We start from the raw sequence: 15,578 nt of genomic DNA, 5'->3' as shown, positions 1-15,578 counted from the left end.
TCAGTCTTTCGGTGCCGTTGCGCGGCGCAGAAAGGCGATCAGGTCGGTTCGGTTCCGAGGCTCTGCAATCCGTTGCATCGGCATCTTGGACCCCGGAATGTAATGGTCCGGCCCCTGATCGAAAAGAGCATTTATGGTCTCGTCATTCCAAATGATATCAGAGTCTTGCAGCGTCTCCGAGTACAAATATCCTTCGAGTGTTCCTGCCTTGCGCCCAAACACCCCGTGCAGGGTTGGTCCCGCGCGTCTTTGGCTGTCAGGCGTCAGGCTGTGACAAATCGAACATTTGCGCGCGAATTGGCGTTCGCCATTGTCCATTTTTTCGGGATTCTTCAAAAATGCCGGTTCAACCCCGGCCATCTGCTCATGATCGCCCAGCGAAGAAACTGGCCAGCTATACATGGCTTCGTCAATGCCTCCGGCGTGGATGTTTTGACCGTCCGTTGAGAAGGCCAGCGCCCAAACCGGACCGCGTAAAGTGGCCCTGAAATCGTGGGCAATACGCCATTCGTTCGTATCAATGACCATGATGTAACCCTCACCATCACCAACTGCCAGCAGCCGCCGGTCCGGGCTGAGGGTAAGTGCAAGGATTGGGCGGCGCTCCAGCGTAAAATCACGCTCTTCACCAGTGGTCAGGTTGTAAATGCGTGTCACTCCATCGACTGCGCCGTAGGCGATCCACCCGTCATGCTCATTCAGGACCAGTTCGTTGATTCCGAACCCATGTTCTATCAAACGGAGCGTTTCCTGACCTGTATCGACATCCCAAACGCGCAGAGAGCCGTCCATTCCCGCCGAATACAGGGTTTTACCATCTGCAGAAAACGCGACCGCATTCACACCGCTGCCAGTTGGGCCAAGCATCTTTGTGTCTGTGCCATTCACCGGCCAGATGCCGATTGTGCCGTCCCAGCTTGCAGTGGCCACATGCGTTTTCGAGGCAGCGAGCCCGACGATCTTTCCTTTGTGCTGTCCCACGATTTCTCCGCCGGGCCAGCGCCGCAAAGTGAAATCGTCGCCTGCTGAATAAATTGCCGTGCCATTGAATGCGACGCTGTTTACGGCCGCCTCATGCCCGTCCAGCCAAACCGGCTGACCCTCGGACCACAATCCGACGGAGTTGTCGAAACTCGCCGTTGCAATCCGCCCGTCAGGTGCGGTTGCGATTCCCATTATGGGACCACCATGACCTTTGAGCGTAAAAAACTCTGCCTCTGCGGTCAGAGGCAGAAGGCTTAGCGCCAGAACCAGTCGACGCATCTATTCTGCAGGAGAGGCCGCTCCCTCGCTGGCCTCTTTCGCCTGTACCTCTTCCAGCCACAGCGAGTGATGCTCGCGCGCCCATTGTTCTTCTACTTCGCCGGTACCCATGGCGTCGAATGCCCCCTCCATGCCGACCGAGCCCAGATAGATGTGAGCCAGGATGATCGCGATGAAGGCATAGGCGACCATGACGTGCCAAACCTGCGCGTATTGCATTTCCTCCTGCGGGGACATTTGCACCGGCAGGTTCAAACCCAGCATTTGCGGGATCCCCGTCGCGTTTGCGATCGAGAAGGTCTTGGCAAACAGCGGCATCTCAAACGGGAACAGCAGGGACAGACCGGACAGGCTGATTGATACGCCCAGCAGGATGCAGAGCCAGAAGATGATCTTTTGTCCGGCATTGAATTTCTTGGCTGGGGGATGGCTGCCTTTGGTAAACAGTCCACCGCCAGCAGCGAGCCATTTCAGATCGACTCGGCTGGGCAGGTTATGCGAAATCCAATTCACGGTGACGATGATCAGCCCCAGCATGAAGGCCCAAGCGAGGTTGTTGTGCAGCCACTTGCACCCTTGGGCGATTGTCGCAAACCCTTCCTTTCCAAACAGGGGAATGAGGAAATCGCGGCCGTACAACGTCAATAGGCCCGTAAGTCCGAGGATCAGGAACGATCCGGCGAACAACCAATGCCCGAACCGTTCAAATCCTGTGAACCTGGTAACCGTTCTACCGGTCTTTTCACCGTCTATCATGATCTTGCCGCGGATGAGGAAGAACAGCAGCAGCAGGATAAGCATGCCGCCCAGAATATATGTCCCGTATTCGCGCAGCGGCCCGGTTCTAAAATTCAGCCACCACATGCCTCCATCCTGAATGAGAACGCTTGCCGCAGGGCCGCGGGATGACACGGTCACATCGGCTGAGCCGTAGCGCAGCGCGCGATAAACGTCACTGTCAGAAGCAACCCCGCGCGTTCCCAACTGCCCGAACAGGCCTTCTGCGTTGGCCTGGCCGGTGTTGTCCGCGCGATACGAGTCATCAACACTCTCGCCACGCTGACGTGCCATTATGTCTTCAAGCGTCGTCGCACCGCCGGTTTCGCTGCGTTCGTCTGTGGTCTGTGCGCTCTCTTCGGTGGTGTCCGATTGCGCGGCAGCGAACTGCGTCATTCCGATTGTGAACAGAAAAACAATAAGTAAGCGGAACATCTGAACCTCGGTCAAAATTCCTGAGTGGATGACCCGCTGTCGCGGATCATCCATGTTCATTTGGTCACGGGGGTGTCAGCCGTCTTTCTGATCGTAGGCTGTGCCCCAACCCCATGCGCCCGAGCCAAACCCGCGCGCAACAACGCGCTCGCGGTAGATGGCCGAGACGACATCGCCGTCACCGGCGAGCAGGGCCTTGGTCGAACACATCTCGGCGCAGATGGGCAGTTTGCCCTCGGCGATCCGGTTGCGTCCATATTTGGCAAACTCTGCAGTCGAGTTGTTTTCTTCGGGACCGCCCGCACAGAAGGTACATTTGTCCATCTTGCCGCGTGATCCGAAGTTGCCTGCCTGTGGGTATTGTGGCGCGCCAAAGGGGCACGCATAGAAGCAATAGCCACAACCGATGCACAGGTCCTTGGAGTGCAGGACGACGCCTTCTTCGTTCTGATAGAAGCAGTCGACGGGGCACACCGCCATGCAAGGCGCATCCGAGCAATGCATGCAGGCCACCGAGATCGAGCGTTCGCCCGGTTTGCCGTCATTGATCGTCACCACCCTGCGGCGGTTGATGCCCCAGGGTACCTCGTGCTCATTCTTGCACGCGGTTACGCAGGCATTGCATTCGATGCAGCGTTCAGCGTCGCAGAGAAACTTCGCTCTAGCCATTTTGTCCTCCTTACGCTGCCCAGATCTTGCAGAGAGTCGCTTTGGTCTCCTGCATCTGGGTCACTGAATCATAGCCATAGGTCTGAGCGGTGTTGGAGCTTTCGCCCAGCACATAGGGATCAGCGCCTTTCGGGTATTTCTCCCTCAGGTCTTCGCCCTGGAAATGGCCGCCGAAATGGAATGGCATAAAGGCCACGCCGGCACCGACCCTCTCAGTCAGCATCGCCATCACTTTGACCTTGCCGCCTTCGGGACCTTCGACCCAGACCTGGCTTCCGTCGCGAATACCAAGGTTGTTGGCATCGCGCGGATTGATCTCGACGAACATGTCCTGCTGAAGCTCAGCCAACCACGGATTGGACCGGGTTTCCTCGCCACCGCCCTCATACTCGACCAGACGACCAGATGTCAGGATTATCGGGTAATCCTTTGAAAAGTCGTTCTTCTGGATCGATGCATACAGGGTGGGCAGGCGATAAGCGTGCCGGTCCTCGTAGGTAGGATAGTCCTCCACCAGATCGCGCCGGTTCGTATAGAGCGGCTCGCGATGCAGTGGGATCGGATCCGGGAAGGTCCAGACAACCGCACGGGCTTTGGCGTTCCCGAAGGGCGCACAGCCATGGGCGATCGCGACCCGCTGGATACCGCCAGACAGGTCGGTTTTCCAGTTGGTCTTGGGTCCGGCGACGCCATCGATCGCAGCGCGCTCTTCTGCCGTCAGATCACCATCCCAGCCAAGATCCATCAGCATCTGCATCGTAAATTCGGGATAGCCATCCTGAATCTCCGACCCAACGCTGTAGACCCCTTCGGCCAGCAGGTTGTCGCCTTCACGTTCCACACCGAAACGGGCGCGGAAGGTCAGGCCGCCTTCGGCCACCGGTTTGGACATGTCATAGAGGTTTGGTGTCCCCGTATGACCCATTTCCGGCGTTCCCCAGCATGGCCAGGGCAAACCATAATATTCGCCGTCGTTTGGTCCACCGATGGCTTGCAGCGTGGTTCTGTCGAACGTGTGCTGGTTGGCCATATGGCTTTTCAGACGTTCCGGCGACTGACCGGTATAGCCGATGGTCCAGAGGCCCGAGTTGAACTCACGCGTGATGCTTTCAACATTCGGGGTCTCGGGGTCTTCCATCTCGATATTGCGGAAGAACCGATCTGCCCAGCCAAACTTGTTGGCGAACTTGGCCATGATGACCTCGTCCGGCAGGCTTTCGAACAGCGGCTCGACAACACGGTCCCGCCATTGCAGCGAGCGGTTCGATGCCGTGACAGAACCACGGGTTTCGAACTGCGTACAGGCAGGCAACAGATAGACACCATCGGTGCGGTCATGCAGAACGGCGGAAACGGTGGGATACGGGTCGATCACGACCAGCATGTCCAGCTTTTCCATCGCCGTTTTCATTTCCGGCCCGCGAGTCTGCGAGTTCGGAGCATGCCCCCACAAAACCATGGCACGGACGTTGTTGTCCTGATCCATGTTCGCCGGGTCTTCCAGAACACCGTCGATCCAACGGGAAACCGGGATGCCGCGTTCATTCTGTAACGGCTTGTCCTTGCCTTCCTTGTCCTTGATCGTGGCAAATTGGCTGGCCAGCCATTCCGGTTCTTCTCCCCAGACACGTGCCCAGTGGCCCCATGCGCCTGCGGACAGGCCATAGTAGCCGGGCAGGGTGTGGGACAGAACGCCAAGATCTGTCGCGCCTTGCACGTTGTCATGCCCGCGGAAGATGTTGGTGCCACCACCCGAAGTGCCCATGTTACCAAGCGCAAGCTGAAGCACGCAGTAGGCGCGGGTGTTGTTGTTCCCATTGGTGTGTTGTGTACCACCCATGCACCAGATCACGGTGCCGGGACGGTTGTTGACCATGGTGCGGGCAACACGCTTCAGTTGAGAGCCCGGAACACCAGTCACACGCTCAGTTTCTTCAGGTGTCCAGTTTGCGACCTCTTCACGGATCTGGTCCATGCCCCAGACACGGGTTCGGATGAACTCTTTGTCTTCCCATCCGTTGTCGAAGATGTGCCACAACATACCCCAGATCAGAGCGACGTCTGTTCCGGGACGGAAACGGACATACTCATCTGCGTGGGCCGCAGTGCGTGTAAAGCGCGGGTCGCACACGATCAACGGCGCGTTGTTCTGCTCTTTCGCGCGCAGAACGTGCAACAGCGAGACGGGGTGCGCCTCGGCCGGGTTGCCGCCGATGATGAAGATGGCCTTGGAGTTGTGGATGTCGTTGTACGAATTGGTCATGGCGCCGTAGCCCCATGTATTCGCAACACCCGCAACAGTGGTCGAGTGGCAGATACGGGCCTGATGATCCACGTTGTTCGTGCCCCAGTAGGCGGCGAACTTGCGGAACAGATAGGCCTGTTCGTTGTTATGTTTCGCAGAACCCAGCCAGTACACACTGTCCGGTCCGGATTCTTCGCGGATGCTCATCATGCCGTCGCCGATCTCGTTGATCGCCTCTTCCCAGCTGATGCGCTTCCACTCGCCGCCTTCCTTTTTCATCGGATATTTCAGGCGACGTTCGCCATGGGCGTGCTCGCGAACCGAGGCCCCCTTGGCGCAGTGTGCACCCAGATTGAACGGGCTGTCCCAACCGGGTTCCTGCCCGATCCAGACGCCGTTCTGCACTTCGGCAACGACCGTACAGCCGACCGAGCAGTGGGTGCATATCGATTTGATATTCTCAACGGCTTGGTTGGCCGCTGTTTGGGCGCTGGCTGGCGTCACGGTTCCACCCGTGGCGCTGATCGCGGCAAGTCCGCCGATCGTCAGGCCCGAGCCACGCAGGAATGCGCGGCGATCGACGGTTTTCTCGCCGACCTGGGACAGGATACTTGTCCGCTGGGGGCGTCTCGCAACCCCGTTGGTCTTTTTCCTAAGCATTTCTTTCCTCCCTTGCTGGCCATGTAAGCCATGGCTGGCTTGGTACTGCTGGTGCCGACGTCAGGGCCAATCGCAACCGTCAGTCGGGTGTGACCTCGTCCGGTTCAGAACCGGGCGCTGTCGAGGTAGGCGCGTGTATGCGCAGTGTCCTGAATGCGGGTTTCATCCACAGGCAGTTCGGCTGCCTCTGCTTCACCGCTCAGGCTGGCTGCGGCCACCGCAGCAGGTGCTGCAGTTCCGGCCAGTTTCAGGAAGTCTCGGCGGGTTGCGCCGGTTTCCTTGGTCTTGCTCATGGGATCCTCCTTTCCCATTTGCGATCTAGCATCCGTCAGGATGCTGGCGAGTGGCAACGGATCACGCTGCCGTCATTCGGAATGCCTCGCGCTCGATCTCCATAAAGACCCGTCCGGCAGTACCGACCGAGGCGTAGAGAACCGAGTTCTCGGCTGCTTCCAAATCCGAGTAGAAATGTGCGGCCCAAGGGCCGATATGCTTGTTCCAGAAGTTCTTTTGCTCATCCAGCGGGGCGGGCGCGCCAAAGCGGCCCACGATCATACCCGCCATCATCTCCATCAAAGAGGCGATGTTATCCTCGGGCTCAAAGACGTTCTTCGCCCGTGTAATTCCGCGTACAGCCATGTCATTTCGCAGTTGCGCCAACGGCTTTTCGTTCAGGAACCCCGTCAGATAAAAACTTGCATAGGGCAAAAGTTCACCGCGACCCAATCCGATGAACAGAGTGTTGAACTCTCTCTCCGCAGCTGCCGGTTTTGTCACTTTCGCGACCCGTGCCATGGCCTGAATGGCCTGGCCCAGATCAGTTTCGTCCCCGGACAAGCCAGCCATTTGATCCAACAGCATCTGATCGGGTGGAGCAGCCAAAAGAAGCCCCAGAAAATTGTAGAAATCCGCGCGTAGTCGATCCTCGGCTGAGACATCCAGATTATGCGCATTGCCTGCGGTCATTTAGTCATCCTTCGAATTCGAACTTCATGCGACGTGGAGCAGGGGGCATTTCCATCTCCTCCGGCTCTTCCGTCTCAGGTGCCAGTGCTACAACCTCGGCGACATCCTCGATTTCGACAGCAATCGCTTCGGGTGCTTCTTCCAAATCTTCGGCGGGCAAAGCCTCATCTTCGGTCTCGTCTGCAGCGAGCGCTTCGATGTGCGCCAACATCCCTTTGCCGACCTGATAGGCGGTCTGAATATTCTCGATCACACAGGCCGCGTCCGTGTAGTCCTCGCCGTAGTCCACCAGGCCATCTACGTTGGCCAGTACGGGGTTGAGCCGCCAAAGGCGTCGCAACGCGCGACGGCGCAGGCGATCTGGTATGGCCTGTTCCATAAAGCCGGACACATCATCGCCGGGCTTCAATTGATCGGGTTCGGGCAGGTTGAATTCGGCGAGAATTTCATGATCGGGCTTGGCTTCCAATTCGGCCTGCTGATCAGCTACGGCTTTGGCTTCGATCGCCTCGCGTTCTTCATCGGCCTCTGCCAGTACGGCCGCCTTGCGGCGGGACCAGAAATCGCGGGCTTCGGTCATTGCACGATCCTCCGCGGGGCGCGATAGACATCCGAGTCTTGCCTTATGCGGGCATCTCCGCGCCCGTCTTCAACAAGATCAACGCGCTTCTTGTCCCGGCGGCGTTTGACAAACTCTTCATCCCGCCGGTGCAACTGGGCGAAGTCGCGCACCCAGGCGATCAGGCCGTCAGTCATGGGGATCTTCTCAACAATTTCTTCGCCTGTATCGGCGTAGTCTTGTCCTTCGAAAGGAGACGCGGTGATCAGCACTGCGTTCAGGGGTCGATCACCTTCAAGTTCGTCGCGTAGCACGAGATAGATAGATGGCTGTCCGTCTGCCAGATTGGTCAGATAGGCTTCGGTCTCATCCGGCCAAAGGGTAAGTGGAAGGGTGGCGGCGTGGTATTCGACGGCATCACCTTCGCGACGCAGCTCGACCCAATCCGCCGGGCCTGCGCCCGGCAACGCCGCCACGGCGCGCCAACTCCATTGCGCCCAGCGGGTCACTCCGGGTGTTTTGCGCACAACGACGCCAACAGGCATTTCAATCTGGCTTGCGGCCTTCGCCACTGGCTCCTCCCCGGAAGGCTCTCCCCTGCCTTCCCCGTGATGTACTATGGTACATAACTCAGTCGTCTGCCAAGCCCAGAGTGATATGAAAATGTCGTAATCACCAACTGTTTATTCGTATTTTTTCCTATGAAAAGTTGCGGTGAAATCAAATTGTGAAAAATAATGCATGTTTTTTCGTTTTGAGGACTGCCTCGCATTGCCGCCGACGTGATTTAGCCTAAGGTGCAAGAGGACGGAAAGAAGACCCCGGGGGAGGATATGGCCGCAAAACTCTTGCTTTGCGATTGCGCAGGAACTCAGGCACTGAATTCTGAGCTGATATCTTCAACCTGCGGTTTGGAATGCTCGAAGGTTCACACTGCGCTTTGTACGCGTGAGATCAGAGCCGCTGCTGAGTTCATGCAACATGAGGATGGCATTGTCGTTGCTTGCCAGCAGGAGGCCTCGGTCTTTTCTGAACTTGCGGATGAACTTGGGGTGAACCAGCCCGGGTTCGTCGATTTAAGAGATCGCGCTGGTTGGTCGGAAGAGGGGCAAGATGCCTCTCCAAAGATTGCAGCGCTGGCGGCCGAAGCAATGCTGCCCCAACCGGTAACGCCCAGTGTGGATGTTGTCAGTGAGGGCACATGTTGCATTATCGGATCTGGCGATGTGGCGTTTGATCTGGCTCAGCGCCTGTCTGCTGTGCTTGCAGTAACCGTTCTTACCACAGATGACGCCGAACCAATGAGCCGGGATTATGATGTTGTGCGTGGGCAGATCAAATCACTCAGTGGTGCACTGGGCGGGTTTAGCCTGCGTATAGACAATCTGCAGCAGCTTGAGCCTGGCGGTCGCGGTGGATTTGGATGGAGCGGATCACGTGATGGTGCCGTTTCGCGTTGTGATATTGTTCTTGATCTGACAGGTGGCACGCCCCTGGTTACTGCGCCCGACAAGCGAGAGGGATATCTGCGGGCTGATCCGCGAGATGCGGTCGCGATCGCGGCCTTGGCATTCGATGCGACCCAATTGGTCGGGACTTTTGAAAAGCCTCTCTATGTTCGTGTCGAAGAGTCTCTGTGCGCCCATTCGCGAGCCGAACAGGTGGGATGTTCGAATTGTCTGGATATCTGTCCAACCGGAGCAATCACACCTGCAGGAGAGCATGTTGAAATTGATCCGATGATCTGTGCGGGCTGCGGGGAATGTGCAGCGCTGTGTCCATCAACAGCGATTACGTATGAAGATCCGCCAGTTTCTGCTCTGCTCTCAAGGATGCACATTCTGGCCCGAACCTATCGCCGGGCCGGTGGGCAGGCGCCTAGGCTTCTGGTGCATGATGGTCATGGCGCTCAGATGATCCGCATGGCTGCTCGTTTTGGGCGCGGGCTGCCTGCTGATGTCATTCCTCTGGAATTGGGAGTGGTTTCCGGGTTTGGACATGCCGAGATGCTGGCCGGGCTCGCCCATGGCTTTGCGCGGGTCGATGTACTGATGTCACCCAAAACGGAACGAGATGCTTTGGAGCGCGAGCTTATTCTTGCACACGCTATAGGGGGGCAGGAAGGTCTTGGTCTGATTGATGAGGCGGATCCGGATGCCCTGACGCAGCTTCTCTATACGCAGAATGTGCCAGCACCGTTGCAGGACGCCGTATTGCCTTTGGGTAATCGTCGTCAAATCTCTCGCCTTGCGGCGCAGGCGTTGAACCCCGAAGCTGCGGAGCCGCTGACACTGCCTGAAAACGCTCCGTATGGCGCAATCGCAGTAGATACGGATGCCTGTACCCTTTGCCTTAGTTGCGTTTCGCTCTGCCCGTCAGGGGCTCTGATCGATAATCCCGATATGCCACAGCTCAATTTTCAGGAGGATGCTTGTCTGCAATGCGGGTTGTGTCGGACCATCTGTCCGGAAAACGCGATCACGCTGGTGCCACAACTGAACCTGAGCGACGACGCGCTATCTCAGAGGGTGCTGAACGAGGAAGAACCCTTTGCCTGCGTCGAATGCGGGGCTTTGTTTGGCGTAAAGTCCACGGTCGAACGGATCATGGAGAAGCTTTCGGGTACGCATCCAAGGTTTGCGACATCCGAGCAGGCTAGAATGATCCAGATGTGCGATGACTGCCGGGTTCAGGCGCAATTCCACAGTCAGGACAATCCGTTCACATCAAATCCCAAACCAAAGGTTGTGACCACGGACGACTATTTCGGTAAGCGCAGGGATCACTGAAGTTGAAGGGGTGCGCCCAGATCAGCAGCAGATACTACGGCGACAAAGGCAAGAATGGCTTCAAGCTCTTCTTGGGTGATTGCCAAAGGGAAGATGGGCGATGGGCGCTGGGGATCAAACGGAGGCGTAATGCCTTCGATCTGAGTAAAGGCGGGATGCGGGTTCAGCACATAGAACGCCTCGAACCGTTCGGACCAATCCGGCATCGCGCGCAAGACCGCAAAGGACGGGGTCGAGCCCAATCCATTCATTCGGTTTTGAGGGCCTATGACGTGACAGCGCCCGCAATGGGTCAGAGACAGCTCCTCTCCAAGGGCGGCATCGCCGTCGATCTCGATCTGCTCTTCCATGGCGGCAATCTCGAAACTCGCACTGAAGGCCCCCCCATCTGCTGGGGCAAAACTCTCAACGGTCCGTTTACCGATGTCCGAAAGCAGCCAGTCGCGAAACCTAAGTTGTCGTGCGTCGTCTTCGATACGCAGGTGGTAGATGATAGCGTCGCGTTCAAACACCGGATCACCCGGGGGGCCGACCGCCAGCTCCATTTCGCCGGTTTCTACCGCAACAACACGGATCCCGGTCTTGAGTGAGAAGCGTGGGAGAATATGTTTGAGGAGACCGGATTGCTGTACCTCATCCGGCGCTGCAAGGCCAAGTTCCTCCTGCGACCAAGAGGGACTGGCGTAGAGCGTCAGGCTCAGGCACAACAACACACAGCGCATGGCCTAACCTAACGGTGATCGGCTAAATGCGTCAAATGAACTGAATGAGACGGAGACCCATGCGATGAGCGGCGATTACAATATGTCGATGCGCAAATTCCTCAAGCAGGTTGGTGTGACCAGCCAGCAGGCGATCGAGGAAGGCTTGCGTAAGGCGGGAAGCCCCGCGGGCAAAAGCTTTGAGGCCAAGATGGTTCTGACCATCGATGGGCTGGAGGTCGAGCATGTGGTGACAGGTCAGATCAAGGACGGCGACGCATGAGCATTCGCGACGCGGTTCTCGCGAACCTGAAAAAGATCACGGACCCGGTTTCCGGTCAGGACATTGTCAGCGCCGGTATCGTACGTGCACTGAATGTTGAAAACGACACTGTGCGTTTTGTGCTGGAGATTGATCCGAAGCAGGCAGACAAGATGGAACCGGTACGGGCCACCGCAGAAAAAGCTGCGCAGATGGTCGAAGGCGTGTCCAAAGTGTCTGCAATGCTGACAGCGCATTCGGATAAGGCGCCACCAGATCTGAAACCCAAACCGAAACCCTCGCAGACCGGCCCTCAGGCCGTACCGGGTGTGGACCGGATCATCGCTGTCGCTTCGGGCAAAGGCGGCGTGGGTAAGTCGACTGTGTCGGCGAACCTGGCCTGTGCATTGGCTGCCGAAGGCCGTCGGGTTGGATTGCTGGACGCGGATGTTTACGGCCCGTCACAACCTCGAATGCTGGGTGTTTCTGGCCGTCCTGCCAGCCCCGACGGAAAGACAATCCTGCCTCTGCGTAATCACGGCGTCACCATGATGTCGATGGGGTTGATGACCAACGAAGGGCAGGCGGTTGTCTGGCGTGGCCCGATGCTGATGGGGGCCTTGCAGCAGATGATGAGTCAGGTGCAATGGGGCGCGCTGGATGTGCTGATCGTCGACCTTCCACCCGGAACAGGTGATGTACAGCTGACCTTGAGCCAGAAGTTCAAGGTGGATGGTGCCATCGTCGTTTCGACACCTCAGGACGTTGCGCTGATTGACGCGCGTAAGGGGATCGACATGTTCCGGCAGCTCAAGACGCCGATTGTTGGAATGATCGAAAACATGTCCACCCACATCTGCTCGAACTGCGGACACGAGGAGCATGTGTTTGGTCACGGGGGTGTTGCTAACGAAGCGGCAGCATTGGATGTGCCTTTGCTTGGTGAGATTCCTTTGCATCTTGATATCCGGGTGGCGGCTGATGGGGGTGCGCCCATCGTGGTCAGCAAACCTGACAGTCCTCAGGCAGAGGCGTTCCGGCGTATCGCTCGTGACCTGATTGCCAAAGGCAACGCATGAGCGAACCGGTCTTTCCCCCCTTGCTGACGGGCCATCCTGTGCAGGGTGGGGAAGACCCGTTTGAACGCGCTCAGGCCATGGCGGCGCTGGGCTGCGATGCCGGCAGCGTAGTCTATAACATTCAGGCAGACCGTTTGCGCGTGGCGATCGTTTTCGCGCCCGAGGTATCGCTGCAGGTCGCAATGGCGATGCTTCCGCTATGTGCGGTTGGTTTCCAGAACGCGCTGGGCGCGTTGGCCCCGCCTGAGGTGGCGGTGCATCTTGGGTGGGACGGACTAATCTGTGTGAACGGTGCGAAATGCGGTCAGTTTCAAACCGCTGCCTCGACTACTGAAACAAGTGCCATACCGGATTGGCTGGTGGTCGGATGGGAACTTGCCTTGCTGCAAACCAGCGATGCACCCGGTGATAATCCGGATGTTACCGCGCTCTATGACGAAGGCTGTGCAGATGTTTCGCCGACACAGCTTGTCGAAAGCTGGTCACGCCATATGCTGACATGGCTCAATCGCTGGCAGGACGAGGGGAATGCCCCCTTACACAGTGAATGGATGGGTTTGCTGCGCGGGGTAGGTGAGCCGTTAAGAGATCAGGGTGTGTTTCTCGGAACGGATGAGCGGTTTGGAATGTTGATCCGTGATGGTGCCGAAACGCATCTGCGCCCGCTGACGCAATTGTTGGAGACCACCCAATGAAACTGGCCCGTGCTATTCACTTCGATGAAAGCGACATGAATGTCTTTCACTCTCCGGCAAGAACCGGTGAGTGGTGCATATCCGGGGGATTTGAGTTTTCAAACTGGGGCGAAGGCGATCTGGAGGGCAAGTCACGACAGGCTTTTGCCAATGGGTGGTTGGGGCTTGAGACATTTGGACGTGTGACTTTCGTGGCGGTCACTCAGATAGAACCTGCCGAAGTAGAGCAGCTCAAACAGAGCCTCGCTGAGCATTTTGTTCGTCTCTACGGCGCTCCATCATTTGAAGCGGCTATCGAGGTGGCACAGGTCGAAATCGACCATATGTCGGAGATGTGCGAAGATCATGCGCCCAACACGCTGCTGACTGTCGCGCGCGAGCTGACCGGGGCAGGGGTTCACGAAGCATTCCGTGTGATCACGCCGCAGGAAACTCAGCTGGAAGCGTTGGCTATTCACGGCTCGCTGGACGAGTAATCAGATCAGATCGGCAAACCCGCCAAATTGCCCGCGCTTGAAGATCAGGCCTTTGCCCGACCGATGCATTACGGTCTCGACACGGCCAACAAGGATCAAATGATCGCCGGCTTCATGGCAATCGTGCAGGCTACAGTCAAAACGGGCGAGACAATCAGCTAACCGGGGTCGTCCGGCATGATCGCTTTCCCAATCAGCGTGTGAGAAATCCAGCCCGTTGCGGGCGAATTTCAATGCCTGATCCTGTTGTTCTTGCGCCATGACATGAATGGAATAATGCTGGCACGTACTGAACGCATCGAACCGGTTGGAATCTTTGGCCAAACACCAAAGCACCAATGGTGGATCAAGCGACACCGAAGCGAATGAGTTCACGGTAATCGCGATAGGGCCGTTGGAGGCATTGGTTGTGACCACCGTCACACCGGTGCCAAAACACCCCAGGGCCTCACGAAACGCAAGGCTTTCATCCGGGCCGGGGGTAAAGGTTTTCTCGGTCATCGCGCGCTCATTCAGTAGCCGCGCCTCAGGTGCCACGCTGCGCAGGGATTGTCCATGAAAAGCTGTATCCGGATTGAAGGAATTCCAATCAGTTCAGATCTTCCAGCAATCGCCCATGTTTGCGGGTTTCCTTGATGACATCGCCAAACGTGGTCATTCCGCGTGCATTCAGGATGGGTAGCATCTTTACCAAGGCTTCAGCGGTGGCGACCGCATCTCCCAAAGCCGTATGCCGAAGGGTCTCTGGAATCGTGATACCCAGCCGCTCACAAACCGCATCAAGTGTATGTGTTTCGCTGGCCCCGAACACCACTGCCGACAGCAAAACAGTATCCAGGATTGGATGAGACCACTCGACATCCATCCTCTTCGAATGGCGGTGTAGAAACGCCATGTCAAAGGGTGCGTTGTGGGCAACGATAACGGCATCGCGAGCAAAGTGGTGGAACATGCGACCAGCTTGCGCGATATCGGGTGCGCCCTGAACCATTTGGTCACTGACTTTGTGGACTTTGGTCGAGGCAGCGGGGATCGGAATCCCCGGGTCAACCAGAGTATTCAATTGCTCGCCTTCGACGATCTTTCCTTTGACCACACGAACTGCGCCGATCTGAACAATTTCGTCCTTATGGGGCAACAATCCGGTGGTTTCAGTGTCGAACACCACAAAGCACAAATCTGACAAGGCGCGGTTTTCAGACGCCTCATCACTGGGCGTTTCGAGTAGATCAAAGTCGTAGACCAGTGGGCGCGCGGCTTCGGGTGGTATACGCGCGACGCTGTCTTCGAAAATCAGCATGTATCCTGGTGCTTCGCCCAAGGACTTCATGCGCACGGTATAGGTCTGCATTCCATCCGCACTGGTCAGGGTGCAGTAAACATCCAGCCCGGTTTTGATGAGCTTGGCATACGCATCCGTAAGCGGTTTTCGTTCAAGGTAGTCAAAGAGGGATGCGTTCAGGCGGGGGTGCGCAATCTGAGCCAGAACACCGGCGGCCTGTGCATCATAAAGCACGATCTGATGTTTCGGACTGGCCAGCAGCATGGCGACAGGGATTTCAGACAACAGGTCAGTCAGCCGCTTTTTTTCAAAGGCCAGATGCGCGGTTTCAGCAGCGACAGCTTCGGCTGTTTGCATCGCGTTTTCTGCCAATTGCTCGGCAAGCCCTGCAGCGGCAGGGGCCAGATCCCCCAGATAGCGAGCGGCCTGAAGATCCAGGTCGCTGCTGACCCCGGCATGGGCACGTGCACGAAGCTCGGCTGATAGCCGCTCAATTGGTTTGGCAACATTGTCGTCAAACAGCAGCCAGACGCCTGCAATCAGCGCCAGCAGGCCGAAGGCGATCAGGATTTCCGCAAAGATATAGGCGTTGGCAAGATCAGGGTCACCAGCACGTGCATAGCTGATCCACAAAGCAACGGAACTGATGACAAGACCGCCAAAAGCCAGCAGGCAAAAGAACAGAAATATCCTCAGACGTAGGCTCAGACGGGTCAGCAT

General features: G+C 57.3%; 16 protein-coding genes. 5 read left to right on the top strand and 11 right to left on the bottom strand.

Translation table 11 applies throughout. The features are described 5' to 3' along the window. The 8 genes from ACR0IO_RS01125 to ACR0IO_RS01090 all read right to left on the bottom strand — a co-directional run bounded on the left by ACR0IO_RS01125 (window position 1) and on the right by ACR0IO_RS01090 (window position 8,146). Window positions 1–1,263 (bottom strand): c-type cytochrome, encoded by a 1,263-nt coding sequence (locus ACR0IO_RS01125; protein WP_480738737.1) that lies wholly within the window; start codon window positions 1,261–1,263, stop codon window positions 1–3. After that, window positions 1,264–2,475 (bottom strand): formate dehydrogenase subunit gamma, encoded by a 1,212-nt coding sequence (locus ACR0IO_RS01120; protein WP_480738734.1) that lies wholly within the window; start codon window positions 2,473–2,475, stop codon window positions 1,264–1,266. Window positions 2,476–2,550: 75 nt separating this feature from the next. Beyond that, on the bottom strand, window positions 2,551–3,144 hold the full coding sequence (gene fdh3B, locus ACR0IO_RS01115; RefSeq protein ID WP_155143534.1) for a formate dehydrogenase FDH3 subunit beta: 594 nt from the start codon (window positions 3,142–3,144) through the stop codon (window positions 2,551–2,553). A gap of 10 nt (window positions 3,145–3,154) precedes the next feature. Continuing rightward, window positions 3,155–6,049: a formate dehydrogenase subunit alpha gene (locus ACR0IO_RS01110; protein ID WP_480738732.1), complete on the bottom strand. Its 2,895-nt coding sequence runs from the start codon at window positions 6,047–6,049 to the stop codon at window positions 3,155–3,157. 104 nt (window positions 6,050–6,153) lie between these two features. Beyond that, complete coding sequence (locus ACR0IO_RS01105; protein WP_155143538.1) at window positions 6,154–6,342, bottom strand: twin-arginine translocation signal domain-containing protein; 189 nt, start codon at window positions 6,340–6,342, stop codon at window positions 6,154–6,156. Window positions 6,343–6,403: 61 nt separating this feature from the next. Next, entirely contained in the window at window positions 6,404–7,015 is a 612-nt protein-coding gene (locus ACR0IO_RS01100; protein ID WP_155143540.1) for a TorD/DmsD family molecular chaperone, read from the bottom strand. Window positions 7,016–7,019: 4 nt separating this feature from the next. Further along, window positions 7,020–7,595: a DUF3306 domain-containing protein gene (locus tag ACR0IO_RS01095; RefSeq protein ID WP_480738729.1), complete on the bottom strand. Its 576-nt coding sequence runs from the start codon at window positions 7,593–7,595 to the stop codon at window positions 7,020–7,022. Beyond that, on the bottom strand, window positions 7,592–8,146 hold the full coding sequence (locus tag ACR0IO_RS01090) for a DUF3305 domain-containing protein (protein WP_480738727.1): 555 nt from the start codon (window positions 8,144–8,146) through the stop codon (window positions 7,592–7,594). Before ACR0IO_RS01090 ends, ACR0IO_RS01095 begins: the two co-directional genes overlap by 4 nt. A gap of 261 nt (window positions 8,147–8,407) precedes the next feature. Between ACR0IO_RS01090 and ACR0IO_RS01085 the strand changes: the two genes are divergently transcribed. After that, window positions 8,408–10,363 (top strand): 4Fe-4S binding protein, encoded by a 1,956-nt coding sequence (locus ACR0IO_RS01085; RefSeq protein ID WP_480738725.1) that lies wholly within the window; start codon window positions 8,408–8,410, stop codon window positions 10,361–10,363. On the opposite strand, the gene ACR0IO_RS01080 is transcribed toward ACR0IO_RS01085, so the two are convergent. Next, complete coding sequence (locus ACR0IO_RS01080) at window positions 10,357–11,085, bottom strand: c-type cytochrome (RefSeq protein WP_480738722.1); 729 nt, start codon at window positions 11,083–11,085, stop codon at window positions 10,357–10,359. The two genes, ACR0IO_RS01085 and ACR0IO_RS01080, sit on opposite strands and share 7 nt — an antisense overlap. Window positions 11,086–11,149: 64 nt before the next feature. Here ACR0IO_RS01080 and ACR0IO_RS01075 point away from each other — a divergent pair, with 64 nt between their 5' ends. The 4 genes from ACR0IO_RS01075 to ACR0IO_RS01060 are packed head-to-tail and all read left to right on the top strand — an operon-like array spanning window position 11,150 to window position 13,576. Further along, window positions 11,150–11,347, top strand: a complete 198-nt coding sequence (locus ACR0IO_RS01075) for a DUF6494 family protein (protein WP_155143546.1) — start codon at window positions 11,150–11,152, stop codon at window positions 11,345–11,347. Continuing rightward, entirely contained in the window at window positions 11,344–12,405 is a 1,062-nt protein-coding gene (locus ACR0IO_RS01070) for an Mrp/NBP35 family ATP-binding protein (protein WP_155143548.1), read from the top strand. The genes ACR0IO_RS01075 and ACR0IO_RS01070 overlap by 4 nt, the downstream gene beginning before the upstream one ends. Beyond that, complete coding sequence (locus ACR0IO_RS01065) at window positions 12,402–13,100, top strand: biotin/lipoate--protein ligase family protein (RefSeq protein WP_480738717.1); 699 nt, start codon at window positions 12,402–12,404, stop codon at window positions 13,098–13,100. The genes ACR0IO_RS01070 and ACR0IO_RS01065 overlap by 4 nt, the downstream gene beginning before the upstream one ends. Continuing rightward, the gene (locus ACR0IO_RS01060) at window positions 13,097–13,576 is read left to right on the top strand and encodes a DUF6505 family protein (RefSeq protein ID WP_480738713.1); all 480 of its coding nucleotides are present in this window, start codon (window positions 13,097–13,099) and stop codon (window positions 13,574–13,576) included. The genes ACR0IO_RS01065 and ACR0IO_RS01060 overlap by 4 nt, the downstream gene beginning before the upstream one ends. On the opposite strand, the gene ACR0IO_RS01055 is transcribed toward ACR0IO_RS01060, so the two are convergent. Together ACR0IO_RS01055 and ACR0IO_RS01050 are read right to left on the bottom strand one after the other, a co-directional pair. Beyond that, window positions 13,577–14,077, bottom strand: a complete 501-nt coding sequence (locus tag ACR0IO_RS01055) for a flavin reductase family protein (RefSeq protein ID WP_480738711.1) — start codon at window positions 14,075–14,077, stop codon at window positions 13,577–13,579. An 88-nt stretch (window positions 14,078–14,165) separates the two neighbouring features. Further along, a complete protein-coding gene (locus tag ACR0IO_RS01050) occupies window positions 14,166–15,578 on the bottom strand; it encodes a 3'-5' exonuclease (protein ID WP_480738709.1) in 1,413 nt (470 codons plus the stop codon).

This window comes from Ruegeria sp. CE12, from assembly GCF_056537525.1.
The sequence above is the reverse complement of the archived record's forward strand: the minus strand, read 5'-3'. Positions and strand labels throughout refer to the sequence as shown.

Coding starts and splice junctions, on each gene's coding strand:
- ACR0IO_RS01070 (WP_155143548.1), top strand. CDS start 11,344: ATGAGCATTCGCGACGCGGTTCTCGCGAACCTGAAAAAGATCACGGAC.
- ACR0IO_RS01100 (WP_155143540.1), bottom strand. CDS start 7,015: ATGACCGCAGGCAATGCGCATAATCTGGATGTCTCAGCCGAGGATCGA.
- fdh3B (WP_155143534.1), bottom strand. CDS start 3,144: ATGGCTAGAGCGAAGTTTCTCTGCGACGCTGAACGCTGCATCGAATGC.
- ACR0IO_RS01060 (WP_480738713.1), top strand. CDS start 13,097: ATGAAACTGGCCCGTGCTATTCACTTCGATGAAAGCGACATGAATGTC.
- ACR0IO_RS01095 (WP_480738729.1), bottom strand. CDS start 7,595: ATGACCGAAGCCCGCGATTTCTGGTCCCGCCGCAAGGCGGCCGTACTG.
- ACR0IO_RS01120 (WP_480738734.1), bottom strand. CDS start 2,475: ATGTTCCGCTTACTTATTGTTTTTCTGTTCACAATCGGAATGACGCAG.
- ACR0IO_RS01125 (WP_480738737.1), bottom strand. CDS start 1,263: ATGCGTCGACTGGTTCTGGCGCTAAGCCTTCTGCCTCTGACCGCAGAG.
- ACR0IO_RS01055 (WP_480738711.1), bottom strand. CDS start 14,077: ATGACCGAGAAAACCTTTACCCCCGGCCCGGATGAAAGCCTTGCGTTT.
- ACR0IO_RS01110 (WP_480738732.1), bottom strand. CDS start 6,049: ATGCTTAGGAAAAAGACCAACGGGGTTGCGAGACGCCCCCAGCGGACA.
- ACR0IO_RS01085 (WP_480738725.1), top strand. CDS start 8,408: ATGGCCGCAAAACTCTTGCTTTGCGATTGCGCAGGAACTCAGGCACTG.
- ACR0IO_RS01080 (WP_480738722.1), bottom strand. CDS start 11,085: ATGCGCTGTGTGTTGTTGTGCCTGAGCCTGACGCTCTACGCCAGTCCC.
- ACR0IO_RS01075 (WP_155143546.1), top strand. CDS start 11,150: ATGAGCGGCGATTACAATATGTCGATGCGCAAATTCCTCAAGCAGGTT.
- ACR0IO_RS01065 (WP_480738717.1), top strand. CDS start 12,402: ATGAGCGAACCGGTCTTTCCCCCCTTGCTGACGGGCCATCCTGTGCAG.
- ACR0IO_RS01050 (WP_480738709.1), bottom strand. CDS start 15,578: ATGCTGACCCGTCTGAGCCTACGTCTGAGGATATTTCTGTTCTTTTGC.
- ACR0IO_RS01105 (WP_155143538.1), bottom strand. CDS start 6,342: ATGAGCAAGACCAAGGAAACCGGCGCAACCCGCCGAGACTTCCTGAAA.